General features: G+C 71.4%; 31 protein-coding genes. 12 read left to right on the forward strand and 19 right to left on the reverse strand.

Features of this window, described 5'->3' with window-relative positions; all coding sequences use genetic code 11:
• Positions 1-242: 242 nt before the first annotated feature.
• Positions 243-1,211, reverse strand: coding sequence for a CPBP family intramembrane glutamic endopeptidase (locus tag AB0J53_RS25720; protein ID WP_364176618.1), 969 nt, complete (start codon positions 1,209-1,211; stop codon positions 243-245).
• Positions 1,212-1,312: 101 nt separating this feature from the next.
• Between AB0J53_RS25720 and AB0J53_RS25725 the strand changes: the two genes are divergently transcribed.
• Together AB0J53_RS25725 and AB0J53_RS25730 are read left to right on the forward strand one after the other, a co-directional pair.
• Positions 1,313-2,044 carry a hypothetical protein gene (locus AB0J53_RS25725; protein ID WP_364176621.1) on the forward strand — a complete coding sequence of 244 codons (732 nt, stop codon included), beginning with the start codon at positions 1,313-1,315 and terminating at the stop codon, positions 2,042-2,044.
• Positions 2,041-2,583, forward strand: a complete 543-nt coding sequence (locus tag AB0J53_RS25730) for a DUF6529 family protein (RefSeq protein ID WP_364176624.1) — start codon at positions 2,041-2,043, stop codon at positions 2,581-2,583. The genes AB0J53_RS25725 and AB0J53_RS25730 overlap by 4 nt, the downstream gene beginning before the upstream one ends.
• On the opposite strand, the gene AB0J53_RS25735 is transcribed toward AB0J53_RS25730, so the two are convergent.
• Complete coding sequence (locus AB0J53_RS25735; RefSeq protein ID WP_219504789.1) at positions 2,580-3,512, reverse strand: CoA ester lyase; 933 nt, start codon at positions 3,510-3,512, stop codon at positions 2,580-2,582. The genes AB0J53_RS25730 and AB0J53_RS25735 overlap by 4 nt on opposite strands.
• Positions 3,513-3,573: 61 nt before the next feature.
• Here AB0J53_RS25735 and AB0J53_RS25740 point away from each other — a divergent pair, with 61 nt between their 5' ends.
• Positions 3,574-3,954, forward strand: coding sequence for a hypothetical protein (locus tag AB0J53_RS25740; protein WP_246644768.1), 381 nt, complete (start codon positions 3,574-3,576; stop codon positions 3,952-3,954).
• A gap of 4 nt (positions 3,955-3,958) precedes the next feature.
• Here AB0J53_RS25740 and AB0J53_RS25745 read toward each other — a convergent pair whose 3' ends face one another.
• On the reverse strand, positions 3,959-4,906 hold the full coding sequence (locus AB0J53_RS25745) for an EamA family transporter (RefSeq protein ID WP_364176628.1): 948 nt from the start codon (positions 4,904-4,906) through the stop codon (positions 3,959-3,961).
• A gap of 106 nt (positions 4,907-5,012) precedes the next feature.
• On the opposite strand from AB0J53_RS25745, the gene AB0J53_RS25750 reads away from it, so the two are divergent.
• Together AB0J53_RS25750 and AB0J53_RS25755 are read left to right on the forward strand one after the other, a co-directional pair.
• Positions 5,013-6,212, forward strand: coding sequence for a CBS domain-containing protein (locus tag AB0J53_RS25750; RefSeq protein WP_364177282.1), 1,200 nt, complete (start codon positions 5,013-5,015; stop codon positions 6,210-6,212).
• Positions 6,209-6,676 (forward strand): DUF1003 domain-containing protein, encoded by a 468-nt coding sequence (locus tag AB0J53_RS25755; protein ID WP_364176631.1) that lies wholly within the window; start codon positions 6,209-6,211, stop codon positions 6,674-6,676. Before AB0J53_RS25750 ends, AB0J53_RS25755 begins: the two co-directional genes overlap by 4 nt.
• Here the strand turns inward: AB0J53_RS25755 and AB0J53_RS25760 are convergent.
• Positions 6,660-7,115, reverse strand: a complete 456-nt coding sequence (locus tag AB0J53_RS25760) for a MarR family transcriptional regulator (protein WP_364176634.1) — start codon at positions 7,113-7,115, stop codon at positions 6,660-6,662. The two genes, AB0J53_RS25755 and AB0J53_RS25760, sit on opposite strands and share 17 nt — an antisense overlap.
• Before the next feature lie 169 nt (positions 7,116-7,284).
• On the opposite strand from AB0J53_RS25760, the gene AB0J53_RS25765 reads away from it, so the two are divergent.
• On the forward strand, positions 7,285-8,424 hold the full coding sequence (locus AB0J53_RS25765; protein WP_219504784.1) for an Mrp/NBP35 family ATP-binding protein: 1,140 nt from the start codon (positions 7,285-7,287) through the stop codon (positions 8,422-8,424).
• 42 nt (positions 8,425-8,466) lie between these two features.
• Here AB0J53_RS25765 and AB0J53_RS25770 read toward each other — a convergent pair whose 3' ends face one another.
• The 4 genes from AB0J53_RS25770 to sigE all read right to left on the reverse strand — a co-directional run bounded on the left by AB0J53_RS25770 (position 8,467) and on the right by sigE (position 11,933).
• The gene (locus AB0J53_RS25770; RefSeq protein ID WP_219504782.1) at positions 8,467-8,820 is read right to left on the reverse strand and encodes a sec-independent translocase; all 354 of its coding nucleotides are present in this window, start codon (positions 8,818-8,820) and stop codon (positions 8,467-8,469) included.
• An 89-nt stretch (positions 8,821-8,909) separates the two neighbouring features.
• Positions 8,910-10,598: a trypsin-like peptidase domain-containing protein gene (locus tag AB0J53_RS25775; RefSeq protein WP_364176638.1), complete on the reverse strand. Its 1,689-nt coding sequence runs from the start codon at positions 10,596-10,598 to the stop codon at positions 8,910-8,912.
• 164 nt (positions 10,599-10,762) lie between these two features.
• The gene (locus AB0J53_RS25780; RefSeq protein WP_357589952.1) at positions 10,763-11,290 is read right to left on the reverse strand and encodes an anti-sigma factor; all 528 of its coding nucleotides are present in this window, start codon (positions 11,288-11,290) and stop codon (positions 10,763-10,765) included.
• Between the two features lies 1 nt (position 11,291).
• Complete coding sequence (gene sigE / locus AB0J53_RS25785; protein ID WP_219504778.1) at positions 11,292-11,933, reverse strand: RNA polymerase sigma factor SigE; 642 nt, start codon at positions 11,931-11,933, stop codon at positions 11,292-11,294.
• A gap of 161 nt (positions 11,934-12,094) precedes the next feature.
• Between sigE and AB0J53_RS25790 the strand changes: the two genes are divergently transcribed.
• Positions 12,095-12,733, forward strand: coding sequence for an O-methyltransferase (locus AB0J53_RS25790; protein ID WP_364176643.1), 639 nt, complete (start codon positions 12,095-12,097; stop codon positions 12,731-12,733).
• 24 nt (positions 12,734-12,757) lie between these two features.
• On the opposite strand, the gene AB0J53_RS25795 is transcribed toward AB0J53_RS25790, so the two are convergent.
• Together AB0J53_RS25795 and AB0J53_RS25800 are read right to left on the reverse strand one after the other, a co-directional pair.
• Positions 12,758-14,167, reverse strand: a complete 1,410-nt coding sequence (locus tag AB0J53_RS25795) for a leucyl aminopeptidase (protein ID WP_364176646.1) — start codon at positions 14,165-14,167, stop codon at positions 12,758-12,760.
• A gap of 78 nt (positions 14,168-14,245) precedes the next feature.
• Complete coding sequence (locus tag AB0J53_RS25800) at positions 14,246-14,413, reverse strand: DUF3117 domain-containing protein (RefSeq protein WP_020545024.1); 168 nt, start codon at positions 14,411-14,413, stop codon at positions 14,246-14,248.
• Positions 14,414-14,594: 181 nt separating this feature from the next.
• Between AB0J53_RS25800 and AB0J53_RS25805 the strand changes: the two genes are divergently transcribed.
• Together AB0J53_RS25805 and AB0J53_RS25810 are read left to right on the forward strand one after the other, a co-directional pair.
• On the forward strand, positions 14,595-15,371 hold the full coding sequence (locus tag AB0J53_RS25805; RefSeq protein ID WP_364176649.1) for a PaaX family transcriptional regulator C-terminal domain-containing protein: 777 nt from the start codon (positions 14,595-14,597) through the stop codon (positions 15,369-15,371).
• Positions 15,372-15,391: 20 nt separating this feature from the next.
• On the forward strand, positions 15,392-16,171 hold the full coding sequence (locus tag AB0J53_RS25810; RefSeq protein WP_364176652.1) for an enoyl-CoA hydratase-related protein: 780 nt from the start codon (positions 15,392-15,394) through the stop codon (positions 16,169-16,171).
• Here AB0J53_RS25810 and AB0J53_RS25815 read toward each other — a convergent pair.
• The 6 genes from AB0J53_RS25815 to AB0J53_RS25840 all read right to left on the reverse strand — a co-directional run bounded on the left by AB0J53_RS25815 (position 16,156) and on the right by AB0J53_RS25840 (position 21,076).
• A complete protein-coding gene (locus AB0J53_RS25815) occupies positions 16,156-16,716 on the reverse strand; it encodes a DNA-3-methyladenine glycosylase I (protein WP_364176654.1) in 561 nt (186 codons plus the stop codon). The two genes, AB0J53_RS25810 and AB0J53_RS25815, sit on opposite strands and share 16 nt — an antisense overlap.
• On the reverse strand, positions 16,713-17,525 hold the full coding sequence (locus tag AB0J53_RS25820) for a hypothetical protein (protein ID WP_364176657.1): 813 nt from the start codon (positions 17,523-17,525) through the stop codon (positions 16,713-16,715). The genes AB0J53_RS25815 and AB0J53_RS25820 overlap by 4 nt, the downstream gene beginning before the upstream one ends.
• Positions 17,526-17,580: 55 nt before the next feature.
• Entirely contained in the window at positions 17,581-18,165 is a 585-nt protein-coding gene (locus AB0J53_RS25825; protein WP_364176660.1) for a TIGR00730 family Rossman fold protein, read from the reverse strand.
• Positions 18,166-18,176: 11 nt separating this feature from the next.
• The gene (locus tag AB0J53_RS25830; RefSeq protein WP_364177284.1) at positions 18,177-18,920 is read right to left on the reverse strand and encodes a TIGR00730 family Rossman fold protein; all 744 of its coding nucleotides are present in this window, start codon (positions 18,918-18,920) and stop codon (positions 18,177-18,179) included.
• Between the two features lie 264 nt (positions 18,921-19,184).
• Positions 19,185-20,240 (reverse strand): succinyl-diaminopimelate desuccinylase, encoded by a 1,056-nt coding sequence (dapE, locus tag AB0J53_RS25835; RefSeq protein WP_219504759.1) that lies wholly within the window; start codon positions 20,238-20,240, stop codon positions 19,185-19,187.
• On the reverse strand, positions 20,240-21,076 hold the full coding sequence (locus tag AB0J53_RS25840; RefSeq protein WP_219504757.1) for a 2,3,4,5-tetrahydropyridine-2,6-dicarboxylate N-succinyltransferase: 837 nt from the start codon (positions 21,074-21,076) through the stop codon (positions 20,240-20,242). Before AB0J53_RS25840 ends, dapE begins: the two co-directional genes overlap by 1 nt.
• Here AB0J53_RS25840 and AB0J53_RS25845 point away from each other — a divergent pair.
• A complete protein-coding gene (locus AB0J53_RS25845; protein WP_364176664.1) occupies positions 21,075-21,941 on the forward strand; it encodes a hypothetical protein in 867 nt (288 codons plus the stop codon). The genes AB0J53_RS25840 and AB0J53_RS25845 overlap by 2 nt on opposite strands.
• On the opposite strand, the gene AB0J53_RS25850 is transcribed toward AB0J53_RS25845, so the two are convergent.
• From AB0J53_RS25850 to fdxA, 3 genes are all read right to left on the reverse strand, one after another.
• Positions 21,938-22,606 (reverse strand): DUF4178 domain-containing protein, encoded by a 669-nt coding sequence (locus AB0J53_RS25850; RefSeq protein WP_246644764.1) that lies wholly within the window; start codon positions 22,604-22,606, stop codon positions 21,938-21,940. The genes AB0J53_RS25845 and AB0J53_RS25850 overlap by 4 nt on opposite strands.
• Before the next feature lie 100 nt (positions 22,607-22,706).
• Positions 22,707-23,777 (reverse strand): succinyldiaminopimelate transaminase, encoded by a 1,071-nt coding sequence (gene dapC, locus AB0J53_RS25855; protein ID WP_219504755.1) that lies wholly within the window; start codon positions 23,775-23,777, stop codon positions 22,707-22,709.
• Positions 23,778-23,851: 74 nt separating this feature from the next.
• Positions 23,852-24,175: a ferredoxin gene (gene fdxA, locus AB0J53_RS25860; RefSeq protein WP_219504899.1), complete on the reverse strand. Its 324-nt coding sequence runs from the start codon at positions 24,173-24,175 to the stop codon at positions 23,852-23,854.
• Between the two features lie 115 nt (positions 24,176-24,290).
• Here fdxA and AB0J53_RS25865 point away from each other — a divergent pair, with 115 nt between their 5' ends.
• Both AB0J53_RS25865 and AB0J53_RS25870 read left to right on the forward strand, forming a co-directional pair.
• Positions 24,291-24,521, forward strand: coding sequence for a hypothetical protein (locus tag AB0J53_RS25865; RefSeq protein WP_219504753.1), 231 nt, complete (start codon positions 24,291-24,293; stop codon positions 24,519-24,521).
• 17 nt (positions 24,522-24,538) lie between these two features.
• Entirely contained in the window at positions 24,539-25,600 is a 1,062-nt protein-coding gene (locus AB0J53_RS25870) for an ABC transporter substrate-binding protein (protein ID WP_364176668.1), read from the forward strand.
• Positions 25,601-25,604: the final 4 nt, after the last annotated feature.

A 25,604-nucleotide genomic window follows, 5' to 3' on the forward strand; every position in this document is an offset into this window, starting at 1 on the left:
CGGTAGCCGAGGCTCGTCACTGGCGCCGGAGGCCACGTGCCGTACCTCCTCCACGTGTCAGGTCTGGCCTGGTCGGCGGGTGGATCGGGCCGCGGGGAGGCGGACCGTTCCAACTGCTTCTACCCCGGGGGGCGCCGATGATCACTTCCGAATGACGCTCACAACCCACGACATCCAGACCAGCATGCCGAAGCCGGAATGGCGAGACCTCTCTAGCGAGATTCCCGGCACCGCGCGGCGATTTATCCGGAATAGGCGCTGATTGACCGCTTTTTCGCGAGATAGAGCACGCCGATGGCGTACACCGCGAGCTGCACCAGCGACCCCGCGAGCGACTGCCACGGCACCTGGTCCTGCAACAGCGCGTCGTCGAGCTGCCCCGACGCCGCGCTCAGCCCGAACGCCACCATGTTGTTCACCACGTGCAGCCCGATCGGCGCCTCCAGCCCGCCGGTACGCACCGCCAGGAACCCCATGACCGCCCCGAACAGGAACACGTCCACCAGCCCCGCCGACGAGTAGCCGTGCATCCCCGCGAACACCGCCGAGCTGATCAGGATGCTCCACACCGGATTGCGCACGTGCGCCCCGAACGCCTGGAGGAACCAGCCGCGGAACACGTACTCCTCGGCGGCCGCCTGGAACGGCACCAGCAGCACGATGACGACGAGCGCCGGCAGGAAGTACGCCCACCCGACCCAGCCGAAGAAGTCGTCGACCGGCTCCCCCGTGATCGCGAGGGTGACGAGCTGGGCGGCCTGCCCGAGCACCAGCGCCAGCACGGCCAGCGCGGCGCAGCGCAGCATCCAGCCCCACCGCAGCCGCCCGGCGACGGAGGAGATCGTGCCCGGCCGCCGCCGCTGCACGAGCGCCACCGTGCCGAACACCACCGGCAGCACCACCGCCAGCGACAGCAGGAGCTGGGCCATGCCGAACACCGGGTCGCTGGAGATCTGCTCGGGGTTGGCGGGCGGCGGGATGCCGAGGATCGTGCCGAGCATCATCCCGGCGAGCAGCACGACGAACCCGACCGCGAAGAACCCGGCGGCGACCACGAGCGTGCCGACGACCTGCCGCCAGAGCTGCGCGGCGGGCGTGCGCGCCAGATGGTCGTAGCGGGCGCCGCGCGGGGTCGGCACGTACCAGGACGGCTGCGGCGGCGGGTACGGGTACGTGCCGTAGGAATGCGGTGGCCCAGGATTCTCCTGCATCTACAGAATCTTCCCAGCCTGTACGCAATAGTTCACAGACGGCGCGGCGATTTCGGCGGATGCTCAGGGACGTAGGTCATGTCGACCCTGGGAGCGCATCCATGTCAAGGCTGGGACCAGTCATCACCCTGACGGCGGGCGCCGTGCTCGCCGTGGGGCTGGGTGTCGCCAGCATCACGGCGACACCCGCGGCGGACACCCCCGCCGTAACAGGCAACAACGCCGCCGGCAACGCCGGGAACACCACCGGGAACACCGCCGGGACCAACGCGCCGGTGGCGGAGAGCACGCCCGAGCCGAGCGCCACCCCCACGTTCGAGGAGTCCGTGCCCGCCGCGCCGAGGAGGGCCGACTACGCGGGCCGCGTCAAGGGCAACGGCGGCCTGATCGCGATCTCCGTCCGCGACGGCAAGGCCATCGGCTACTTCTGCGACGGCAGGACCGAGGTCTGGTTCAAGGGCGACGCGACCGGCGACGAGCTCGTGCTGAAGGGCTCCGGCGGGGCCAAGGTCGAGGCCGAGCTCGGCGACGGCAGGGCCACCGGCCGGGTGTCGATAGGCGGCAGGAGCTGGACCTTCGTGGCCCCGGTGGCGAAGAAGCCGTCCGGCCTGTACCGGGCGAGCGCCATCGTCAGAGGGGCCAGGATCCGCGCCGGCTGGATCGTGCTGCGCGATCCGCAGGGCGGGTTCACCCAGGTCGGGACCGCGTTCGCGGGCGACGAGCAGGTGCCGGTCCCCCGGCTGGACGGCGACGAGCCGACCGGCCCCGTCACCGTCGGCGGGACCACCGTCTACCCGGAGGACGTCGACGGCTTCATCGAGGAGATGCGATGACCGCCATCCGGCACCGCCCGGCCCGTGCCGCCGCGCTGCTCCTGCCGCTGCTCGCCGGCGGCCTGATCATGGTCGCGCTCGGCGTGTACGGCCGCGCGCACACCCCGACGGGCTTCGCCGTGGGCGTCGCGGGCTTCTCGGCCGCACTGCCGATGAAGGTGTGGCTGACGACGGGCGCCACCGTGCTGGCGCTGGTGCAGGTCGTCTCCGCCCTGTCGCTGTGGGGCCGGATCGGCGTCGACATCCCGGCGGGCGTGCACCGCTGGTCGGGCAGGCTGGCGTTCCTGCTGACGATCCCGGTCGCGTTCCACTGCCTGTACGCGCTCGGGCTGCAGTACGACGTGGCCAGGGTCGCCGTCCACTCGCTGCTCGGCTGCTTCTTCTACGGCGTGTTCGTGGCCAAGATGCTGTCGCTGCGCAGGGACGACGCGCCGGGCTGGACGCTGCCGGTGCTGGGCGGGCTGGCGTTCACCGCGCTGGTGGGGCTCTGGCTGACCTCGTCGTTCTGGTTCTTCACGACGATCGGGCTGAAGGTCTAGGGCTCGAACCGGGTCGTCCTGGTCAGCCCGGCGGCCCGGCCCTTGGCGGCCACGACCAGCGCCATCTTGCGCGACGCCTCGTCGATCATCTCGTCGCCGAGCATGACCGCGCCGCGCCGCTCCACGGTGGTGTAGTGCTCGTACGCCTCCAGGATGAGCTCGGCGTGGTCGTAGTCCTCCTGCGACGGCGAGAACACCTCGTTGGCCGCCTCGATCTGCGACGGGTGCAGCACCCACTTGCCGTCGAAGCCGAGCGCCGCGGCCCGCCGGGCGACCCGCCGGTAGCCGTCGACGTCCCTGATCTGCAGGTAGGGCCCGTCGATCACCTGGAGGTCGTGCATCCGGGCGGCCATCAGCAGCCGCATCAGGATGTAGTGGTAGGCGTCGCCCTCCTCGTAGCCGGGCGGCTGCTCGCCCACGACGAGGGTGCGCATGTTGATCGAGGCCATGAAATCGGCCGGCCCGAACACCAGCGTCTCCAGCCGCTTGGACGACCCGGCGATGGAGTCGGCGTTGACCAGCCCGCGGGCGTTCTCGATCTGCGCCTCGATGCCGATGCGGCCCACCTCGAAGCCCATCGTCTTCTCGATCTGGGTGAGCAGCGTGTCGAGCCAGACGATCTCGGTGGGGTCCTGGACCTTGGGCAGCATCAGGCAGTCGAGCTTGTCGCCGGCGCCTTCGACGATCTCGATGACGTCCCGGTACGTCCACTGCGTCGTCAGGTCGTTGACCCGCACGACCCGGGTCTTGCCGGTCCAGTCGCCCTCGCGCAGCGCGGCCACGATGTTGCGGCGCGCCTCCTCCTTGGCCAGGGGCGCGACGGCGTCCTCCAGGTCGAGGAACACCTCGTCGGCGGGCAGGCCCTGCGCCTTCTCCAGGAACCGGGGATTGCTGCCGGGCACCGCGAGAACCGAGCGACGTGAACGCATGCGCCCACGCTAGTGGCCCGTTCGGCCCTCCCGGAATCGGCCCCCCGGCTAAGGTCGAGCCGTGACCGACATCAACGGGGCCATCATCGAGGGCGCCAAGAAGTCCGGCGTCCTCTGGCTCTCTCTCGACCGTGCCCGGCTGGCCTGGCACACCTGGCACGACGGCGCCATCTACGTGGTGACGGGCGGCGAGGAGCAGTATCTGCCCGGCCTGGAGGGGCTGGGCAGCGTCTGGGTGACGCTGCGCAGCAAGGACAACGGCGCCAGGCTCGCCGAGTTCGAGGCCAGGATCGAGCTGGTCGACCAGGCCGCCGAGCCCGAGGCCGTCGCGGCGCTGGTCAAGGAGCGGCTCAACACGACCGACAGCGAGCATCTGGCCGAGCGGTGGGCGGCCGGCTCCTCGGTGCTGCGGCTGACGCCCAAGCCGGTGTGCACCTGCTGAGGCGTCAGGTGCGCACCGGCTCGGCGAGGCCGGTGGCGGGCGAGGGCTGAGCGCCCGCGGTGGCGGTCTGGGCGAGCAGCGCGCCCGACAGCACGATGAGGCCGCCGATGATCTGGAAGACGCCCAGCGCCTCTCCGAGCAGCACCCAGGCCACGACGGCGCCGCCGATGACCTCCAGCGAGGCCACGGTGGCGCCCACGGCGGCCGACAGCCGGCGCACCGCGTTGACGCCCAGGATGTAGGCCGTCACGGTGGCGACGAGCACCATCCACAGATACGCGCCGAGCACCGGCAGCTCCGACGCCCCGGCGGCCGGGGTGGCGGCGGTGGCGAAGGCGCTCCACGGGAGGTCCCAGGGCCGGGCGAACGGCAGCAGCACGACGGCGGCCCCGGTCATGCCCCAGGCGATCAGGCCGAGCGGGTCCACGTCGTCGCCGAAACTATCGCTCATCAGGAAATATCCGGCGCAGCACGCCCCCGCGGCCAGCCCCAGCAACAGCCCCAGCGCGTCGAGCCGCAGCCCGTCCCAGAACTCGACCACGATGCCCAGCCCCAGCACCGCCGTCACCGCGCCCACGAACGCGGCCCTGGCGAGCCGTACCTTCCGCACGAACCGCACCCAGAGCACGACCATCACCGGCGCCATGAACTCCAGCAGCAGCGCGATGCCGACCGGCAGCCGGGTGATCGCCACGAAGTAGAGCGCCTGCACGCCCGCGACCGCGACGATCGCGTACGCCCCGAAGAACGGCAGGCGCGAGCGCGGGATGCGCAGCGCGGCCGGTTTGACCAGCGCGAGCACGGCGAGCAGGAGCAGCCCGGCGCCGGCCATGCGCGCCCATACGGCCTCGATGGGGGCGAGCCCGGCCGCGATGAGATATTTCGCCATCGGCCCGGAGAACGCGAAGCACACCGAGGACACGAAAGCGATCGCGAGTCCCGCATACCGCATGGGCGCACCACCAGGGAGGAGTAATCACCGTTCGAAACGTTTGATACTGACACGCCCGGGGTCCCCGGCGCAACGCCGGGCCCCTGTTAACGTGGCTGACGTGCAGATCTTCGTGGCACGACTGGCCGGCACCCCGGTCTTCGACCCCGCCGGCGACCAGATCGGCCGCATCCGCGACGTGGTGACCACCCTGCGGGGCAGCCGGCCGCCGAGCGCGCACGGCATGGTCGTGGAGGTCCAGCCGCGCCGCCGCGTCTTCCTGCCCATCACCCGCGTGCGCGGCATCGAGGCAGGCGCGGTGATCTTCACCGGGCGGATCAACATGCGCCGGTTCGAGCAGCGCGTCACGGAGACCCTGGTGATCGGCGAGATGCTGGACCTGACCGTCCGGGTGCGCGACGAGCAGATGACCGTCTACGACGTGGCCATGGCCGAGATCAAGCCGTCCACCTGGGAGATCACCAAGGTCGCCGTCTACAAGGGCAGGCGCAGGCGCGAGCCGAAGGTCGTCGGCTGGGACGAGGTGTCCGGGTTCGACATCCTGCAGAAGGACCAGGGGGCGGCCGGGCTGATCGCCTCGTTCGAGGAGATGCGGGCCGCCGACATGGCCAGCGCGCTGCACGACCTGCCGGGCAAGCGGCGCATCGAGATCGCCCGCGCGCTCGACGACGACCGGCTGGCCGACGTGCTGGAGGAGCTGCCGCCCGGCGACCAGATCGGCATCCTCGGCATGCTGGAGCCCGAGCGGGCCGCCGACGTGCTGGAGGAGATGAACCCGGACGACGCCGCCGACCTGCTCGGCGACCTGCCCGACCAGCAGGCGGCCGAGCTGCTGGCGCTGATGGAGCCCAAGGAGGCCGCCCCGGTGCGGCGGCTGCTCACCTACCCGCAGGACACCGCGGGCGGCATGATGACCAGCGAGCCGGTGATCCTGCCGCCGAGCGGCACCGTGGCCGAGGCGCTGGCGCACATCCGGCAGCACGACCTGACGCCCGCCGTGGCCGCCCAGGTCTACATCACCCGGCCGCCGAACGAGACGCCGACGGGCCCGTACCTGGGGGTGACGCACTTCCAGCGGCTGCTGCGCGACCCGCCGTCCACGCTGCTCGGCGCCGTCATCGACCCGTCGATCGACCCGATCAGGCCCGAGTTCACGCTGCCGGAGGTGGCCTTCTACCTGGCCAACTACAACCTGGTCGCGGCCCCGGTGGTCGACGAGCTGAACCGGCTCGTCGGCGCCGTCACCGTGGACGACGTGCTGGACCACCTGCTGCCGGAGGACTGGCGCGAGAGGCCGGAGCCGTGACGAGCGAGCGCCTCGACCAGCCCAGGGAGCTGCGCCGCTCGCTGCGCCCGCACTACGACCCCGAGGCGTTCGGGCGGCTGTCGGAGCGGATCGCGCGCTTCCTCGGCACCGCGCGGTTCCTGGTCTACATGACCGTGTTCGTGACGGTGTGGATCCTCTGGAACGTCGCCGCCCCGGACCGCCTGCAGTTCGACCCGTACCCGTTCATCTTCCTGACGCTCATGCTGTCGCTGCAGGCCTCGTACGCGGCGCCGCTGATCCTGCTGGCGCAGAACCGCCAGGACGACCGCGACCGCGTCCAGTACGAGCAGGACCGCGAGACCGCCGACCGCAACCAGGCGGAGATCGAGTATCTGACCCGGGAGATCGCCGGGCTGCGGATGGCGCTGGGCGAGGTGACCACCCGCGACTACCTGCGCTCGGAGCTCCAGCGGCTGGCCGAGGACCTCAGGGAGCGCCCGTGAGCCGGTCGAGCAGGCCGCGCACCTGGGCCAGGTCGCCGGGCGTGAGCCGGTCCAGGAACATCGCCCGCACGCCCCGCCGGTAGGTGGGCGTGGCCTCCGCCAGCCGCTCCACGCCGGCCTGCGTCAGCACCGCGAACAGCCCGCGGGCGTCGTCGGCGCACGCCTCGCGCGTCACCAGCCCGTCACGCTGCAACCGGTCGATCAGCCGGGTCAGCCCGCTGCGCGACAGCAGCACCCGGCCCGCCAGGTCGTTCATCCGCAGCCGCCGCCCCGGCGCCTCGGCCAGGTGCGTCAGCACGTCGAACGAGGCCAGCGGCAGGTCGTGGCCGTCGAGCAGCTCGGCCTCCAGGTGGCGGGTGATGCCCAGCTGGGCTCGCTGCAGACCGCGCCAGACCGCCAGCTCCCCGGCGGTGAGCCCCTCGTCGGGCAGAACAGTCACGGAGTAACCTTAGAACGTTGCACAAACACCTAAAACCGCGCTGGATTAACGGGACGGCCCGCCTGGTTCATACCATGGAGGGGCATCCTCACTGGCGTGCAGGCGCCTGTCACACATATACCGGCAAAGGAGGGACGGCACCCTCGTTCGCGGGCGTGCCGAGACTTCGATGGCACCAACCCAGGAACAGGTGACGGCCGCCCTCGCCACCGTCATCGACCCCGAGATCCGCCGCCCGATCACCGACCTCGGCATGGTCAAGGGCATCGACATCGCCGCAGACGGCAAGGTGCGGGTCGGCGTCTACCTCACGGTGGCCGGGTGTCCGATGAAGGACACCATCCGGCGCGACGTCACCACGTCCGTCGCCAAGCTCGACGGCGTCACCGGCGTCGAGATCGAGCTCGACGTGATGAGCGCCGAGCAGCGCAAGACGTTGCAGACCACGCTGCGCGGCGACCGGGGGCCGGAGAAGGAGATCCCCTTCAACCAGCCCGGCTCGCTGACCCGCGTGTTCGCGGTGGCCAGCGGCAAGGGCGGCGTCGGCAAGTCGTCCGTGACCGTCAACCTGGCCGCCGCCATGGCCTCCAGCGGCCTCAAGGTCGGCATCGTCGACGCCGACATCTACGGCCACAGCATCCCGCGCATGCTGGGCGCCGCCGAGAGGCCCACCAAGGTCGAAGACATGATCATGCCGCCGGTGGCGCACGACATCAAGGTCATCTCGGTCGGCATGTTCAAGCCAGAGGGCAACACGCCGGTCGTGTGGCGCGGGCCGATGCTCGACCGGGCGCTGCACCAGTTCCTCGCCGACGTCTACTGGGGCGACCTCGACGTCCTGCTCCTCGACCTGCCGCCCGGCACCGGCGACATCGCCATCTCGGTGGCCCAGCGCCTGCCCGGGGCCGAGATCCTGGTCGTCACCACGCCGCAGATGGCCGCCGCCGAGGTGGCCGAGCGGGCCGGGTCCATCGCGGCCCAGACCCACCAGCAGATCGCCGGCGTCATCGAGAACATGGCCTGGCTGCCCTGCCCCCACTGCGACGAGCGCATCGCGGTCTTCGGCGAGGGCGGCGGCCAGACGGTCGCCGACGCGCTGACCCGCACGCTCGGCGCCCGGGTGCCGCTGCTCGGCCAGGTGCCGATCGACCTGCGACTGCGCGAGGGCGGCGACGAGGGCAAGCCGCTCGTCCTCACCGACCCCGACTCGCCCGCCGCCGCCGAGCTCCGCTCGATCGCCGCGGGCCTGAGCAAGCGCGGCTCCAGCCTCAAGGGCATGCAGCTCGGCCTGTCACCCAACCGGGGCTGACCCGATCACGATCACGGCGGGCCCACCACGCGGGTGGGCCCGTCAGGTCGCCTCGGTGTCGTACGGGGGGATCTCCCCCACGCCCAGCTCCTCCGCCATCGGCGCGGCGTAGGCGGGGGCGGGGTCCAGCGCGGGCTTGGCGTTCCAGTCGTCCTCGAGGTCGTCGAGCAGGTGCTTGCGCACGAAGTTGCGCGGGTTGAGGTCGGCCGGGTCGAAGTCCTTGAACTCCGGCCCCAGCCCGGCCCGCAGGTCGTCACGCGCGTTGTTGGCCATCTGCCGCAGGTTGCGCAGCGTCTTGCCGGCCTGTGCGGCCGCCTGGGGCAGCTTCTCCGGACCGAAGACCAGCAGCGCGATGACGATCAGCGCGCCGATCTCCAACCAGCCAAGTCCGAACACCTGAGCTCCTACCGGTCCATCCGCTCCGAGGACAAAACCCCCGGCCTATCCACAGAGTACGGGCTCCTGCGAAGCGGTCGGCACCCGCGTCAGGACGGGGTGGGCACGGGTTCCTCGTCGGCGCTGACCACGAGGGTCGCGATGTGCTCCTGGTCGTCGCGCTCGTACTTGATCTCGATCTTGGAGCCGGGCGCCTTGCTGCGGATCAGCGCGATGAGCTCGTTGCCGTCCTGCAGGCGCAGGCCGTCGACCTCCAGGATCACGTCGCCCGCCTTGAGTCCGGCCTTCTCGGCGGGGCCGCCGGCGTCGACCGGCGGGCGGCCGCTGCGGTTGCCGGAGGCGATGCGGACGCCCTCGCCCCGCCACTCGGGGTCGAGCACGATGCCGATCTTGGGCCGCTTGGCCTTGCCGGTGGTGACGAGCTCCTGAGCGACGCGGCGGGCCTGGTTGACCGGGATGGCGAAGCCGAGGCCGATGCTGCCGCTCTGGCTGGTGACCGACCGGCTCAGCGTGGCGATCGCCGAGTTGACGCCGACGACCTCGCCCCTGGCGTTGACCAGCGGGCCGCCGGAGTTGCCCGGGTTGATGGCGGCGTCGGTCTGGATGGCGCTGATGTAGGCGGGCTCCTCGCCCGTGGCGCCGCTCTCGTCGCCCGCGATCACGGGCCGGTTGAGCGAGCTGACGATGCCGGTGGTGACCGTGCCGGTCAGGCCCAGCGGCGAGCCGATCGCGATGACCGGGTCGCCCACGACGACCTCCTCGGAGTTGCCGAGCCGGATCTCCGGGGTGCCGAACGTCTCCTCCGGCTTGACCACGGCCAGGTCGGAGCCGGGGTCACGGCCGACGATGCGGGCCGTGGTGGTCTTGCGGTTGTTGAACTGGATCTTGATCTCGCCGCCCTTGGCCGCGAGAGCTACCACGTGGTTGTTGGTCACCACGTAGCCGTCCTTGATCAGGAAGCCGGAGCCCGAGGCGCCCTCGGTGTTGCCGACGTTGCCGACCTCCAGCGACACCACGCTGGGCAGCACCCGCGAGGCCACCCCGGCCACCGACTCGGGCGGCCTGTTGGTGTTGCCGGTGGGCGCGGCGCCGAGGTTGAAGCTCGGGTCGGTGCCGCTGCCGGGCCTGGTCAGCAGGTACGTGCCGACACTGCCGAGCAGGGAGGCCACGAGCGCGATGACGACGGCGAGCACGACCAGGAACGAGGTGCTGGGCCCGCGCCGGGGCAACGCCATCGCGCCGCCGCCGAACCCGCCGGGAGGCGGCGCCCATCCGGCGCCCATGCCGAGCGCGCGCTGGGGCGGGGGCGGCGTGCCGTGCCGGCCGAACGCCGGGCCTTCGCCGCCAGGGCTGCCGAAGCCGAACGAGGGACCCTCGCCGCCGGGGCTGGCGAAGCCGTAGGAGGGGTTTTCGCCGCTGGGGCTGCTGAACCCGTAGGGCGGCCTCTCGGGGCCCGGAGGGGCGTAGGAGGGGCCTTCGCCGCCCGGGTTGCCGAAACCGAAGGAGGGGGTCTCGTAGGCGCGTGTGTCGCCCCTGACCCCCTCAGGCGAGCCGAACTCCGGTGAACCGAACTCGGGAGAGCCGAACTCCGGAGAGCCGAACGTGTGCGGCGGGGAGCCGTAGATCGTGGTGTCGCCGGGCTCGCCCGACGGTGCGCCCCAGCCCGGCTCGGGCCGCCGCTCCGGCTGGTCGCCGGCGGGCAGGAACTCCGGCCGCCCCTGTGGATCAGGGTTGTCCGACGGCGTGCGTCCATCGTCGGGGCGCGTCTCGTCGGTCATCTACTACTCACCACTCCTTGCTCGGACACCGCAATCATGGCGTGATCGGCATACGAGAGTCGTAAAGCAATTGTCAGCAAAATCGCCCGACAAATCCCGATCTCAGATCGTATGCCCACCACGCCATGGACTACGCCATCCCGAGTATCCCAGGAGCGAACCGGTCAAGGCGTGGGCGCGCTCGTCTGCGCGGTCGAGGGCGAGTTCTGCACCCGCTTGACGAGCTCGACCGGAGGCGCGGTGGTCTGGCCGCCGCCCGACACGGCGAAGAACGTGCCGAGCGCCACGGCCGCCGAGACCACGCTGACGGCCACGTACGCGGTGCGCCGCCTACCGCCTCGGCCCGGCCCCGAAGAAGCGCCACCACTGGCGCCCCTGCGGGGCCTGTTGTCCAAAGGGGCGATGCTGTGCGGGCCCGGGATCGGCACACCTCCGAACGTCCGGGCCGGGAACGGCCGCTCGCGGGGCGGCAACGGGCCGCCCGGCTCGGCCATGCGCAGCAGCGACATGGTGAGGTCGGCCGGCATCGACGGGCCGTCGAGCGAGCGCAGGCGCGACTTCAGCGCCCGCACCGACTCGACCTCCCGCCTGCAGTCAGCGCAGAATGTCAGATGCGCGAGCGCGCGCTCACGATCGGCGTGGCCGAGTTCTCCGTCGACCAGCGCGGATACGCGTTCTCCAAGATGAGCCATATCAGACTTCCTCCCCACGGGTAACGGTCGGGGGGAGTTGGGAATTACGGGGAGCCCGATGGTCGAGCGCCTCCCGCAACTGCGCCCGGCCACGATGAATGCGGCTCCGGACCGTGCCCAGCTTGACGCTGAGCGTGGCCGCGATCTCCTCATACGACAGGCCTTCGATGTCACACAGCACGATCGCGGCCCGGAACTCCGGGGCGAGCGCGTCGAGCGCGGCCTGGATGTCCGGCTCGAGGTGCGCGTCGTCGAATGCCTGCGCCGGCGACGGCTCGCGGCCACGGAGTCGCTCCGCCGCGTCGTCGGCCAGCCCCTCGAACCTGATGCGCTGCTTGCGCCGCGCCATGTCGAGGAACAGGTTGGTCGTGATCCGGTGCAGCCAGCCTTCGAACGTGCCCGGGGTGTAACTAGACAGCGACCTGAAGACGCGGACGAAGACCTCCTGAGTGAGGTCCTCGGCGTCGTGGACGTTGCCGGTCAGGCGGTAAGCCAGGCGATAGACGCGTGCGGAATGCGTCCGCACTACTTCCTCCCATGTGGGGGGAGTCCAGTCGGATTCGGACATGCTCGTCGGAGTCTCGGCCTGGTGGTCACTTTCGTCCACCAGAACTCCTCTCTTTGGGACCACCGCTACCGCCATAGTGCCTGGTTTTGTCCCTTCATGCGCACTGGCTGCCTTCAGGACCGGCAAAGCCCGTTTAAACCTGCAACGCCTCGGGGGCCTCCTGAGTTCCCGTCCCGGCGTGTCTCCCCTAGGCTGCGATCGGTGACCAATCGCACGAAAGTGGGGGGAGGAGGCCGATGACCAGTCCGGTAGAGGCCACTCTGGCCTATGCGGAGCAGTTCCATCAGGAAGATGAGATCTTGCACGCGGCGCGGCAGCGCGGGCTGGAGATGGGCGCCACGCCCATCCTTCCTGGCGGCGGCGCGGCGTTGTGCTTCCTCGCCACGGCGGTCAACGCCAAGTCGGTCGTCGAGGTCGGCACCGGCTGCGGCGTCTCGGGGCTCTGGCTGCTGCGCGGCATGCGCTCCGACGGCACGCTGACCAGCGTCGACGTCGAGCCCGAGCACCAGCGGCTGGCCCGGCAGGCGTTCGCCGAGGCCGGGTTCTCCGGCGGCCGGGTGCGGCTGATCGCCGGCCGCGCGCTCGACGTGCTGCCCCGCCTGTCCGACGGCGGCTACGACCTGGTCTTCGCCGACGCCGCCAAGCAGGAGTACGCCGACTACCTGGCCGAGTCGGTGCGCCTGCTGCGCGTGGGCGGCATCGTCGCCTTCGACAACGTGCTGTGGCACAACCGGGTCGCCGACCCCGCCCAGCGCGACCCCGACACGGTCTCACTGCGCGAGCTGGGCAAGCTGGTGCAGACCGACGACCGGCTGCGCTCGGTGCTCATACCGCTCGGCGACGGCCTGCTCGCCGCCATCAAGATCGCCGACTAGCCCGTACGCGCTCCGTACGGGCCGTTAGGAGCGGGTCAGCCACTCCAGGAGCACCCGCACGCCGAAGCCCGTGGCGCCCTTGGTCAGCACGCCCTCGTCGACCGTGCTGCGCCCCACGCCCGCGATGTCCAGGTGGGCCCAGGGCCGCTTCCCGGCGAACTCCCGCAGGAACAGCGCCGCCGTGATCGACCCGGCCCCGTAGGTGGAGCCGACCTCGATGTTGGCCAGGTCCGCCACCGACGAGCGCAGCCCGTCGGCGTAGTCGTCGATCAGCGGCATCCGCCACAGCCTGTCGTCGCTCTCCCGCCCGGCCGCCACGAGCTGGCCGGCCAGCTCGTCGTCGGTGGCGTAGAGGCCGCCGACGTTGCGCCCGAGCGCCACGCTCATCGCGCCGGTCAGCGTGGCGATGTCGACGACCACGTCGGGGTCGAGCTCGGCGTCGGCGTAGGCGAGCGCGTCGGCCAGCACCAGCCTGCCCTCGGCGTCGGTGTTGAGCACCTCGACCGTGCGGCCGCCGTACTGCCTGATGACGTCGCTGGGCCGCTGGGCGGTGCCGGACGGCATGTTCTCGGCGGCGGCGATCAGGCCGGTGACACGCACGGGCGCGCCCAGCCGGGCCAGCGCGCCGAGGACGGCGATCACCACGGCGCCGCCCGCCATGTCCGTCTTCTGCGTCTTCATGTTGTCGGTCGGCTTCAGCGACAGGCCGCCCGAGTCGAACGTGATGCCCTTGCCCACCAGCACGACGTGCCGCGCGGCCGGCTCGGCGGGGGTGTAGGAGAGCTGGATGAGCCGCGGCGGGCTGGCCGAGCCCTGGCCGACCCCCAGGATGCCGCCGAACCCCTCGGCCCGCAGCGCCTCCTCGTCCCACACGCGCACCGGCAGGCCCTGCTCGGCGGCGCGGTCGGCGAGCCAGGCCGGGTTCTTCACCGACGACGGCGTGTTGGCCAGGTCACGCGCGAGCGCCACGGCCCGCGCCACGCTCTCGCCGCGCCGCACCTGGCCCTCGTCGGCGCCCGCGAACGTCAGCGCCGCCACCGGCCGCTTGCCCGGCGCGCCGATCTTGAAGGAGTAGGCCGCCAGCAGCGCGGCCTCGGCGAACGCCGTCACGTCGCCCTCGGGCGTCAGCACCACGAGCTCGTCCTGGCCGCGCACGCGGCGGGTCAGCGTGGCCGCGGCCTTGCGCAGGGCGCGCGGCGAACCGTCGCCCACGCCGTAGAGGAGCACGCGGCCGACGCCGTCGCCGCGCGCTACGGGAACCTCGACGATCTCGCCGGCCTCGCCCTTGGCCTCGTAGTGGGCGAACAGCCCCGCGACCGGCACGCGCAGGTCGACCACGGCCGGCGGGTCCAGGTCCGCCGAGTACGGGACGGCCAGCAGCGCGGCGTCCGCGGGAACCTCGGCGACCACCGACGCAGCGGTCTCAATGGGCACGTTCGCTCTCCTCCAACGTCAGCGACCCTGGCGACGGGCGTACGCCAGGGTCGTGGGTCAAACCTGTCCCGGGATCTCTCAGCCGACGACGTTCTTCAACGCCTCGCCGAGGGCCTTCGCCTCGTCGGCGGAGATCTCCACGACGAGCCGGCCGCCGCCCTCCAGGGGGACCCGCATGACAATGCCGCGCCCTTCCTTGGTGACCTCGAGCGGACCATCGCCGGTCCGCGGCTTCATCGCCGCCATGCGTGCATCCCTTCCTGCCTTGGGCTCCCGCGGCCCGCGATTTCCGACCGCCCGTGGGGGGTGGTCGGCGCATTCACGTCTTCTGTGATGTCCTATTCTCCCGCATCGAGAGCCCTCATGGGTAACGATCTCCTCCCAGAATGCGTTGTCCAGGGGGGCGAAGGCGGCCAAACTGGACTTCGTGCATGCACGCGCCGCCCTGTTCGACCTGTATGGAGACCACCTGCGCTCACGCGGTGGGCAGGCGTCCGTGGCCGCTCTCGTCCGCCTCATGCGACCGCTGGAAATCGCCGCTCCCGCCGTGCGTACCGCCGTTTCGCGCATGGTCAGGCAGGGCTGGCTGCGGCCCGTCAAACTGCCCCAGGGACCCGGGTACGGGCTCACTCCGAAGTGCGTCAGACGGCTGGACGAGGCGGCGCTGAGAATTTACCGAGCCGGGACGGTGACCTGGCACGGCCGCTGGCACATGATCGTTTTCGGCTCGGTGAGAGACCGGGCGCGCCGCGAGCGGATCAGGGCCGAGCTGACGTTCCTCGGCTACGCCGCGCTGTCCGAGACGACCTGGATCGGCCCGCACTCCTCCGCCGAACTGGACAACCTGCTGGACGCCGAGGGCGTGCGCGCCGACCGGTTCGACGCCGCGCTCGAAGGCGACCCGTGCGAGCTGGTCTCCCGCGCCTGGGATCTGACCGCCATCGGCGAGGCGTACGAGCAATGGCACGCCGAGGCTGTCACGCTGATCAGCGCCCTGCCCGACGGGGCCCCGCCCGACCGGGTGTTCGCGACCAGGAGCAGGCTCGTGCACGGATGGCGCAACTTCCTGTTCCGCGACCCCGGCCTGCCGCCCGAACTGCTGCCGGCCGGCTGGCCGGGCGAGAAGGCCCGCGCCTACTTCGAACAGGAGGCCGCCCGGCTGCTGCCCACGGCCGCCGCGTTCGTCGACAGGGAGATGCATTGACCGCCGCTGAGGGAGACGCCTTGATCCGCTATGACGTGCGCGACGCCGTCGCCGCCATCACGCTCGACCGCCCCGACGCCATGAACTCGCTGACCGCCGGCCTCAAGGACGCGCTCCTCGACGCGCTCCGGAAGGCAGCCGCCGACCCCGGCGTCCGCGCCGTCCTGCTCACCGGCTCCGGCCGCGCCTTCTGCGCCGGCCAGGACCTGCGCGAGCACGCCGCCAACCTCGACGCCGGCCGCGGCCTCGCCGACACCGTGCGCCGGCACTACAACCCGATCGTCGAGCTCATCACCACCATGCCCAAGCCCGTCGTCGCCGCCGTCAACGGCGTCGCCGCCGGGGCGGGAGCCTCCCTCGCCTTCGCCTGCGACCTGCGCGTCGCCTCCGACAAGGCCAAGTTCGCGCTCGCCTTCGCCGGCATCGCGCTCGCGCCCGACTCCGGCGCCTCCTGGACGCTGCAACGCCTGGTCGGCCTCGGCCGCGCCACCGAGATCATGCTGCTCGGCGAGCCCATCGACGCCGCCCGCGCCCTGGAGCTCGGCCTGGTCAACCGCGTCGTCCCCGCCGACACGCTGGCCGAGGCCGCCGCCGACCTGGCCGCCCGCCTCGCGCAAGGCCCCACCCAGGCGTACGCCGCCACCAAGCGCGCACTCGCCCACGCCGCAACGCACTCACTGCCCGAATCGCTCGCCCTGGAAGCCGACCTCCAGGACGAATGCGTCGCCACCGACGACCACCTGGCCGCCACCAAGGCGTTCCTCAACAAGGAACGCCCCGTCTTTCACCGGCCCGCCTGACTCCTCGCCACGCAGCCCTCGATGTGATCGTTGACCAGGCCGATCGCCTGCATCAACGCATAGGCGGTGGTCGGCCCGACGAACCTGAAGCCGCGCCCCTTCAGCTCCTTGGCCAGCGCCTTGGACGCCGGGGTGACGGCGGGCACGTCGGCCATCGACGCGGGCACCGGCGAGTCCGGATCGGCATACTTCCAGACCAGCTCGGAAATGCCTTCCGGCAGCTCCAGCGCCGCCCGCGCGTTGCCGATCGCCGCCTCCACCTTGGCCCGGTTGCGCACGATCCCCGGATCGCCCAGCAGCCGCTCCACGTCCTTGTCCGTGTAGCCCGCCACCTTCGGGATCGAGAACCCGTCGAAGGCCCGGCGGAAGTTCTCCCGCTTGCGCAGGATCGTCAGCCACGACAAACCCGACTGGAACGCCTCCAGCGTCACGCGCTCGAACACCCCGTCGTCGCCGCGCACCGGGCGGCCCCACTCCTCGTCGTGGTAGGCGATGTAGACCGGGTCCGTCATCCCCGTCCACGAGCAGCGGATCACCTCGCTCACGCCCGCTCGTCCCCGTCCCGCGCCACCCGCACCGTCTCGCCCTCGCCGTTCTGCCCCGGACCGCCTCCGGCCCGCTCCGCGCCGTCCACCCCGTCAACGTACGTGACCTCGCCGGACGCGGTGGCCCCCTCACCAGGGGTGGCGACCTCGTCGGAGGTCTCACCGGCGGCCTCGTCGGAGGCGGCGGGCTCCACGGGGGCGCTCGCGGCTTCGCCGGACGCCGACGGCTCGGCGGGCGCGGGCGGCTCCGCGTCGTGCGGGGCGTCCTCCCCTGTGGAAGCGGTCTCTTCCGGGACAGCCGCCTCACCGGGAACGGGGGGCTCCGCCGGGGAGGCGCTCACGGCCTCCCCTGCGGCGGCGCCCTCACCGGGGGCGGGCTCCTTGGAGGCCGTCGCGGTGGCGGGCGGGGGTGTGGGGTCCGGGTCGGGCAGGGTGTGGGGGGCGGCCGGGGGCTCGTGGTCGGTGCGGAGACCGGCGCCGGGGGCCGCGTAGACCTCCTGGCGCGCGTGCAACCGGCTCGACAGCAGCTCCGACACCCGCTGCTCCAGCACGGCGATCCGCGTGTCGCGGGCGCTGATCGCGTTGGCGGCCCGGCGCAGGGTCTCGTCGACGGACTGCGTGTGGTAGCCGACGAGGTTGACGGGCAGCCGCAGCGCCATGAAGTCGACGGCGGTGAGCTTGCCGGCTTCGGGAAGGTTGAGCGGCGGCACGTCCGGCGGGAACTCGGTCAGCTCACCGCCCCTGCCGAGGGAGACCAGCACCACGCAGGCCAGGATGGCGAGCGCGGCAATGGCGAGTATGACCAGCACATTGGCATCGTACTCATACCACGGAGGCATGAGTCCCGCACTTGCCGCATCCCGCTCAGCCGACGGCCTCTCCGAGCTCGGCGACGCTCGGCCTGACGGGGGTGGCACGGCCTTCGAGCTGGTCGAACGCCTCTTCCAGGGTGGTGGTCCAGGCGATGGCGTCGAAAACCCCGGCGCGGGTGAACCCCGCGTCGTGCATGCCGACGATCAGCTCCTTGAGCGGCTCGTACAGGCCCCACGGGTCGAGGATGACCAGCGGCCGGTCGTGGATGCCGAGCACCCGCGCGGTCCAGATCTCGAACAGCTCCTCCAGCGTGCCGATGCCGCCGGGGAGGACGAGGAAGGCGTCGGACCTGGCGTCCATGACGCCTTTGCGCTCGCGCATGTCGGCGGTGATGATCAGCTCGTCGGAGTCGCGGTCGGCGACCTCGATGTCGACGAGCACCTGGGGGATGACGCCGACGGTGTGGCCGCCGGCGGCGCGGGCGGCGGTGGTGACGGCGCCCATGCAGGACACGGTGGCGCCTCCGCTCACCAGCGTGTGGCCGCGCTTGGCGAGCTCGGCGCCCACGTCGGAGGCGAGGCGGAGGTACTTGCCGTCGATGTTCTGGCTGGAGGAGCAGTAGACGCAGATGTTCACGAGGAGCCAGCCTATTGCGGCTCGGCGACCTGCGACTCGGTGGCCCGGATCTCCTCCTCGCGTTGCTGGGAGCGGGCCCGGTCGGCTTCGACGATGATGCTGACGGCCTCGTCCACGTCGTCGGTGACGGTGATCAGGTCGAGGTCCTGCGGCGCGATCTTGCCGGTGCCGAGCAGCGTGCCCTTGATCCATTCGATCAGGCCGCCCCAGTATTCGCTGCCCATGAGCACGACGGGGAAGGAGGTGACCTTGTGCGTCTGGACCAGCGTCAGCGCCTCGAACAGCTCGTCGAGCGTGCCGAAGCCGCCGGGCAGGGCGATGAAGCCGCAGGAGTACTTGACGAACATGGTCTTGCGCACGAAGAAGTAGCGGAACTCGATGCCGAGGTCCACGTAGTCGTTCATGCGCTGTTCGAAGGGCAGCTCGATGCCGAGCCCGACCGACACGCCGCCGTCGACCTCGGAGGCGCCGCGGTTGGCCGCCTCCATGACGCCGGGGCCGCCGCCGGTGATGACGGCGTAGCCGGCCTTGGCCAGCGCGCTGCCGAGGGCGCGGCCGGCCTCGTACTCGGGCGAGTCGCCGGGGGTCCTGGCGGAGCCGAACACGGTGACGGCCCTGGGCAGCTCGGCGAGCTGGCCGAAGCCCTCGACGAACTCCGACTGGATGCGCAGCACCCGCCACGGGTCCATGTGCACCCAGTCGGCCGGGCCCTGTCGGGCGAGCAGCCGCTGGTCGTGGGTGGAGGAGGGGACCATGTCGCCGCGTACGACCGCCTGCCCCTGACGCCTTTCCCGGCGGGTTGATTTCATGAGTTCACGCTAGCCCTTCGTGTGGTGCGGATCGTGCCCGAACTCCACGTCTACCCGGCTCGGAAGAATCTTGAAAAACTTCCCGGGAAACCTGGAACCGAATTTCGCGGACCCTGCGTCTAACCGGCGAGGGTGCTGCTCGGGACTGAAAGTGGCTCTCCCCGCCAAATGGCCGGCGAGGAGAGCCACTTTCATGTTGTCTGCCGGGTGTCAGGTCGTCAGCCAGGTGCGCATCGCCTGCTCGCTCTCCACGATCCGCGTCAGCGACACGTATTCGCCCTGCTGGTGCGCCAGGTTGGGGTCGCCGGGGCCGTAGTTGACGGCCGGCACGCCGAGCGCGGAGAAGCGCGCCACGTCCGTCCAGCCGAGCTTGGCCCGCGGGGTGCCGCCCACGGCGGCGGTGAACGCGGCGGCCACCGGATGCGTCAGGCCCGGCCGCGCCCCGGGCGCCGCGTCGACGAAGCGGACCTCGTACCCGTCGAAGACGTCGCGCACGTGCTCCTGCGCCTGCTCGATCGTGAGGTCGGGGGCGAAACGGTAGTTGACGGTGACCACGCACTCGTCGGGGATCACGTTGCCGGCGACGCCGCCGCGGACGCCGACGGCGTTGAGCCCCTCGTGGTACTCCAGCCCGTCGACCACCGGCAGCCGCGCCTCGTACGCGTTGAGCCTGGCCAGGATCGGCTCGGCGCGGTGGATGGCGTTGATGCCGTACCACGACCTGGCGCTGTGGGAGCGCTTGCCGGGCACGACGACGTCGGCGCGCAGCGTGCCCTGGCAGCCGCCCTCGATGACGCCGTCGGTGGGCTCCATCAGCACCGCGAAGTCGGCGGCGAGCCAGTCGGGGTGGTCGCGGGCGACGCGGGTGAGGCCGTTGCGGTCGGCCTCGATCTCCTCGCAGTCGTAGAAGACGTACGTGACGTCGCGCACGGGGGCGGGCACCGTGGCGGCCAGCTTGAGCGCGACGGCCACCCCGGCCTTCATGTCGGACGTGCCGCACCCGTACAGGAGGTCGCCGTCGACGCGGCTGGGCAGGTTGGCGGCGACGGGGACGGTGTCGAGGTGTCCGGCGATCAGGACCCGCTCGGCGTGCCCGAGCTCGGTGCGGGCGACGACGGTCTGCCCGGACCGGTCGACCTTCAGGTGGGGCAGCGCGGTCAGCGCCTGCTCGACCTGGGCCGCGAGGGCCTGTTCGGCGCCGCTCACCGACTCGACGTCGACGATGCGGGCGGTCAGTGTGCGTACGTCCTGGGTGAGGTCGAGCATCAGGTGTTCACTCCGTGTTCGCGCAGCACGTCGTTGAGCGCTGCCTTGTCGTGCCGCTGCCCCGGCTCCAGACGCTTGAGCACGAGCACGCACGGCAGGCCGAACGTGCCACCGGGGAACTCCTTCTGACGGGTGCCGCCCACGGCCACGCACCAGTCGGGGACGCGGCCGCGGCCGAGCTCCTCGCCGGTGTGGACGTCGATGACGGGCATGGAGGCCGACAGGATCGTGCCGGCTCCGACGACCGCGCCGCGGCCCACCCGGGCCCCTTCGACGATCATCGCGCGGCTGCCGATCAGCGCCTCGTCCTCGACCACGACCGGGACGGCGTTCGGGGGCTCCAGCACGCCGCCGATCCCGACGCCGCCCGACAAGTGGACGTCGCGGCCGATCTGCGCGCACGAGCCGACCGTGGCCCAGGTGTCGACCATGGTGCCGGAGTCCACGTACGCGCCGATGTTGGTGAACGACGGCATGAGCACCACGCCCGGAGCCAGGTAGGAGCCCCAGCGCGCGATCGCGCCCGGCACCACCCGCACGCCGTCGAAGGTGCTCTTGAGCGGCACCCGGTCGTGGTGCTGGAAGTCGCCCACCTGGGACCTGGCCATGCCGAGCACCTTGAAGCTCAGCAGGATCGCCCGTTTGGCCCGCTCGTCGACCGCCACCAGGCCGTCGCCGGTCACCTGGGCGACGCGGGCCTTGCCGGTGTCGAGCAGGTCCACGGCGGCGACCACCGCGTGGCGCGCCTCCGCGTCAGCAGCCGACAACTCCGCACGACGCTCCCACAGCTCGTCGATCACCGCCGGCAACGGTGACATGGTGCTCACGTCTGTCATGGCCACGGAGCCTATCTGGCCGGGTAGGTTCTTCTGCGTGCACCTGCGCTTCTCCCGCGGCGTCGTCACCATCGCGGTGATCGTCGTCGTCCTGGCCGTGGCCATCTCGTTCGGCCTCTACCAGCTCCTCAAGCGGGCCAAGCCGCTGGCCGTCACGGAGCCGGGCTGCGTCGCGCTCACCAAGGACAAGGTCGCCCTCAGCCTGGACGTCGAGCAGGCGCAGATCGCGGCCACGATCGCGGCCGTCGCGGCGCGGCGCAAGCTGCCCGAGCGGGCGGTGGTGATCGCCTACGCGACCGCGCTGCAGGAGTCGAAGCTCTTCAACGTCAACTACGGCGACCGCGACTCGGTGGGCGTCTTCCAGCAGCGCGAGTCGCAGGGCTGGGGCACCAAGAAGCAGATCATGGACCCTGTTTACTCGGCCAACAAGTTCTTCGCCGCGCTGGCCAAGGTCAAGGGCTACCGCAAGATGCCGATCGCCGACGCGGCCCAGGCGGTGCAGCGCTCGGCCGCCGGCTACGCCTACGCCCAGCACGAGCACGACGCCCGCATCCTCGCCGCGGCGTTCACCGGCAGGCTCCCCAGGGCCGTGCACTGCGTCTATCCGTCGGACCCCGGCGTCACGCAGGCGGCCCGCAAGGCGCAGACCCGGGAGGCGCGCCGCCAGCTCACCCGGGCGCTCGGCAGCGCCGCCGTCACCAGCGAGAAGCGCGGGTGGCTGATCGCCGCCTGGTCGGTGGCCCACGCGCAGGAGTACGGCCTGAGCCAGGTCGCCTACAGCGGGGCCACATGGGTCAACGACGTCGAGACGACCGGCTGGAAGGAAGGCGGCAAGGCGGGGGCCAGGCAGGTCGAGCTCGCCTAGGTGGCGCGGCTGACGATCGAGATGGAGCCGGGCGGGAGCGGCTGGGCGTAGGAGGCGGTCCACGCCTGGCCCTGGATGCGCTCGAAGGAGAGCAGGCGGCCGTCGGTGGCGCGGTAGTCGGCGAAGTCGAGCAGGCCCCGGTCGGGGGCGCCGGTGTTGCCTTCGGAGCGGAAGGCGGCGGTGCCGCGCTCCAGCGGGTGGAACTCGACGTCGTCCATGACCAGCGAGCTGCGGGCGGGGACCATGCCCTGGGTCGGCACTCCGGTCCAGAGCAGCACTTCCAGGAAGGGCGGGTCGCCGGCGGCCGGGCCCTGGCGCATCTCGACGGACAGCCACTGGACGCGCCGGGCGGCGTCGCGCAGCCGGTATTCGATCCACTGCTGGCCCTGCCAGGACAGGTGCATCGCGCCGAGCACGCGGGCGGGAGCCCCGTACACCTCGATCTTGTCGCCGACCTTGATGGTGCGCGGGTCGGTGTAGTCGGCACCGGCATGCGCGGGCTCGCTGACCGGCGCCGGCAGCGGGGGCTCGACGGGAGCGGCCTCGACCGGTGGCGCTGTCGTGCGGCCTTTCCTGTCCTGGCGGAGGGTGGCCAGGAAGGCCCCCAGAAGGAGGAGGACGGTGGCGATGCTCAGCCCGAGGACGACCACGGAGGTCATGCTCATCGTTCGGCTCGCTCCACTCGCGGTTCGCCTAGGCAAACGACCGATATCTATTTGTGCTCGCGGATGTCACCCCCCGGGAAGGGGCGCTTGCGGGGCGATCCTACTGGAGGCGGCGCACCGCCGCACCGATCCGTTCGTCAGTGGCCGTGAGCGCGATGCGCACGTGCCGCTCACCTGCTGATCCATAGAATTCGCCCGGCGCGACCAATATGCCGATTTCGGAAAGCTTGCTTACCTGGTCCCAGGAGTTCTGCCCGTTAGTGGCCCAGAAGTACAGCCCTGCCGTCGAATGGTCGATCCGCCATCCGGCCGCCTCCAGCGCGGGCCGCAGCGCCGCCCGCCGGGCCGCGTAGAGCTCGCGCTGCGCGTCGGCGTGCGCGTCGTCGCCGAGCGCCACCGTCATCGCCGCCTGCACCGGCTGGGGCATCAGCATGCCGGCGTGCTTGCGGATCTCCAGCAGCCTCTTGACCAGGACGGGATCGCCCGTCACGAACCCGGCGCGATAGCCGGCCAGGTTGGAGCGCTTGGACAGCGAGTGCACCGCCAGCAGCCCCTCGTGCGAGCCGCCGCAGACGTCGGGGTGCAGGATCGAGACCGGCCGGTCCTCCCAGCCCAGCTCGATGTAGCACTCGTCGGACGCCACGACCGCGCCGCGCTCGCGCGCCCACGCCACCACCTTGCGCAGGTGCTCGACAGGCAGCACCTTGCCGGTGGGGTTGCCGGGCGAGTTGACCCAGACCAGGTCGGCGCGCTCCGGCCCGAGCTTCAGCAGCCCGTCGGCGGCCGTCGCCTCGGCCCCGGCCAGCCGCGCGCCCACGTCGTAGGTGGGGTAGGCCAGCTCGGGGAAGACCACCCGCCTGGCGCCCAGGTAGGTCGGCAGCCAGGCCACGAACTCCTTGGAGCCGATCAGGGGCAGCACGTCCTGCTCGCCCACGCTGACGCCGTGCCTGCGGCGCAGCCAGCCGGCCGCCGCCTCGCGCAGCGCCTTCGTGCCGTGCGTGAAGGGATAGCCGGGGCTGTTCGCCGCCCCGGCGAGCGCGTCACGGACGAGTGCGGGCACCGGATCGACAGGCGTGCCGACCGACAGGTCGACGATGCCGTCGGGATGGGCACGGGCGCGTTCCTTGTACGGCTCCAGCCGGTCCCAGGGAAAGTCGGGCAGGTTGTTCACGTTTCTCCTTGGTCGGGCGCCGTACATGCGGGAACGACCCGCGGGCAGAGCACCCGCGGGCGTGCCTGCGCCCGCTATCCCTCGGCCTGCGGCGGCAGGGCCGCCACCACCGGGTGGTCCTTCTCGATCTTGCCGACCTTGGAGGCGCCGCCGGGCGAGCCCAGGTCCTCGAAGAAGTCGACGTTGGCCTTGTAGAAGTCCTTCCACTGCTCGGGAAGGTCGTCCTCGTAGAAAATCGCCTCGACCGGGCACACAGGCTCACACGCGCCGCAGTCCACGCACTCGTCGGGGTGGATGTAAAGCATGCGCTCGCCCTCGTAGATGCAATCGACGGGGCACTCCTCGATGCACGCCTTGTCCAGGACGTCCACGCAAGGCTGCGCGATGACGTAGGTCACCTCGAGCTCCTTCTTCTCCGCACCATTCCGCACCATGGCATGACTCTGACCGCGGTTTGCTAGGCCCTAGTATTGCCGTGCCCGGACCCCGGCTGAAACGGAGGGTGGCAAACTCGTGGCCGCTCGCCTCGTCATCACTATCTCAGCCGCGGACATCGGCGCACGGATCACCACACGCCGGAAGGTGCCCGGAGGGTTCCGCGACGCCGTGGGAATCCTCGAATCGTGGGAGGGCGGCGTGCTGCGCGTCCGCAAGCGCGACGGCACCCTGGTGGAGATTTCCGAGGAAACGCTGGTGGCCGGGCGCGTCGTTCCCGCCGCGCCTCCTCGACCCGGGCGGAAGTAACCGTAAGTATTCAGCTTGTGACCGTACGTACCTGCGCCGCCGCAGCAGCCATCCTCGCCAGCGCCGGATGCGGCGCGTCGTCCACCCACGAAGCCGCCCCGACGGGGCCGCCGGTCAACGCCAGGGCCGCCTCCATGAAGGAGGGCTTCACCAGCATGGAGCGCCTGGCCCAGGCCGCCAAGCAGGAGGGCACGCTGCACGTGATCGCGCTGCCCCGCGACTGGGTCAACTACGGCGAGATCATCGACACGTTCGCCGACAAGTACGGCATCGAGGTCAAGGAACTGGAGCCCGGGGCCAACAGCAAGCGCTCGCTGGACGCCGCCGCACAGCTCAAGCCCGACGTGTTCGACCTGACGATGGACGTGGCCGTGGCCAACGCGCACCGGTTCGCGCCGTACAAGGTGCAGGGCTGGCTCGACCTGCCCGACCACGTGAAGGACCCGCGCGGCGCCTGGTACGCCGCCTACGGGGGCTACATGTCGCTCGGGTACGACCCGCGTGCCGTGCCCGCCCCCGCGTCCTTCAGCGACCTGCTCAAGCCCGGCTACAAGGTGGCGCTCGACGGCGACCCGCTGCGCTCGGCCGCGGCCTTCAAGGGCGTGATGGCCGCGTCGCTGCAGGGCGGCATGCCGCAGCCCAAGCGCGCCGTCGACCTGTTCGGCAGGCTCAAGCAGGCCGGGCAGCTCACCGACCCGGCCCACGCGAACGTGATCGTCGACTGGGACCACCTCAACGCCGCCCGCGCCGCCCAGGACGCCACCTCCTGGAAGGTGACGATCCCGCGCGGCGCCGAACTGGGCGCCTACCACGTACAGGCGATCAACAAGGACGCCCCGCACCCGGCCACCGCCCGGCTGTGGCAGGAGTTCCTCTTCTCCGACGAGGGCCAGAACCTGTTCCAGAAGGGGTACGCCAGGCCGGCGCGCGGCGAGGCCATGCTGATGAAGGGCACGCTCGACACCGAGCAGGCGGCCAAGCTGCCGGTCGCCCCCGGGCCGCCCGTGCTGCTGACGATCCCGCAGACGGACGCCGCCAAGGCGTACCTGAGGAAGGAGTGGGCGCGCAGCGTGGGATGAGCCT

It is taken from the genome of Nonomuraea sp. NPDC049725 (assembly GCF_040674795.1).
GTDB lineage: Bacteria > Actinomycetota > Actinomycetes > Streptosporangiales > Streptosporangiaceae > Nonomuraea > Nonomuraea ceibae.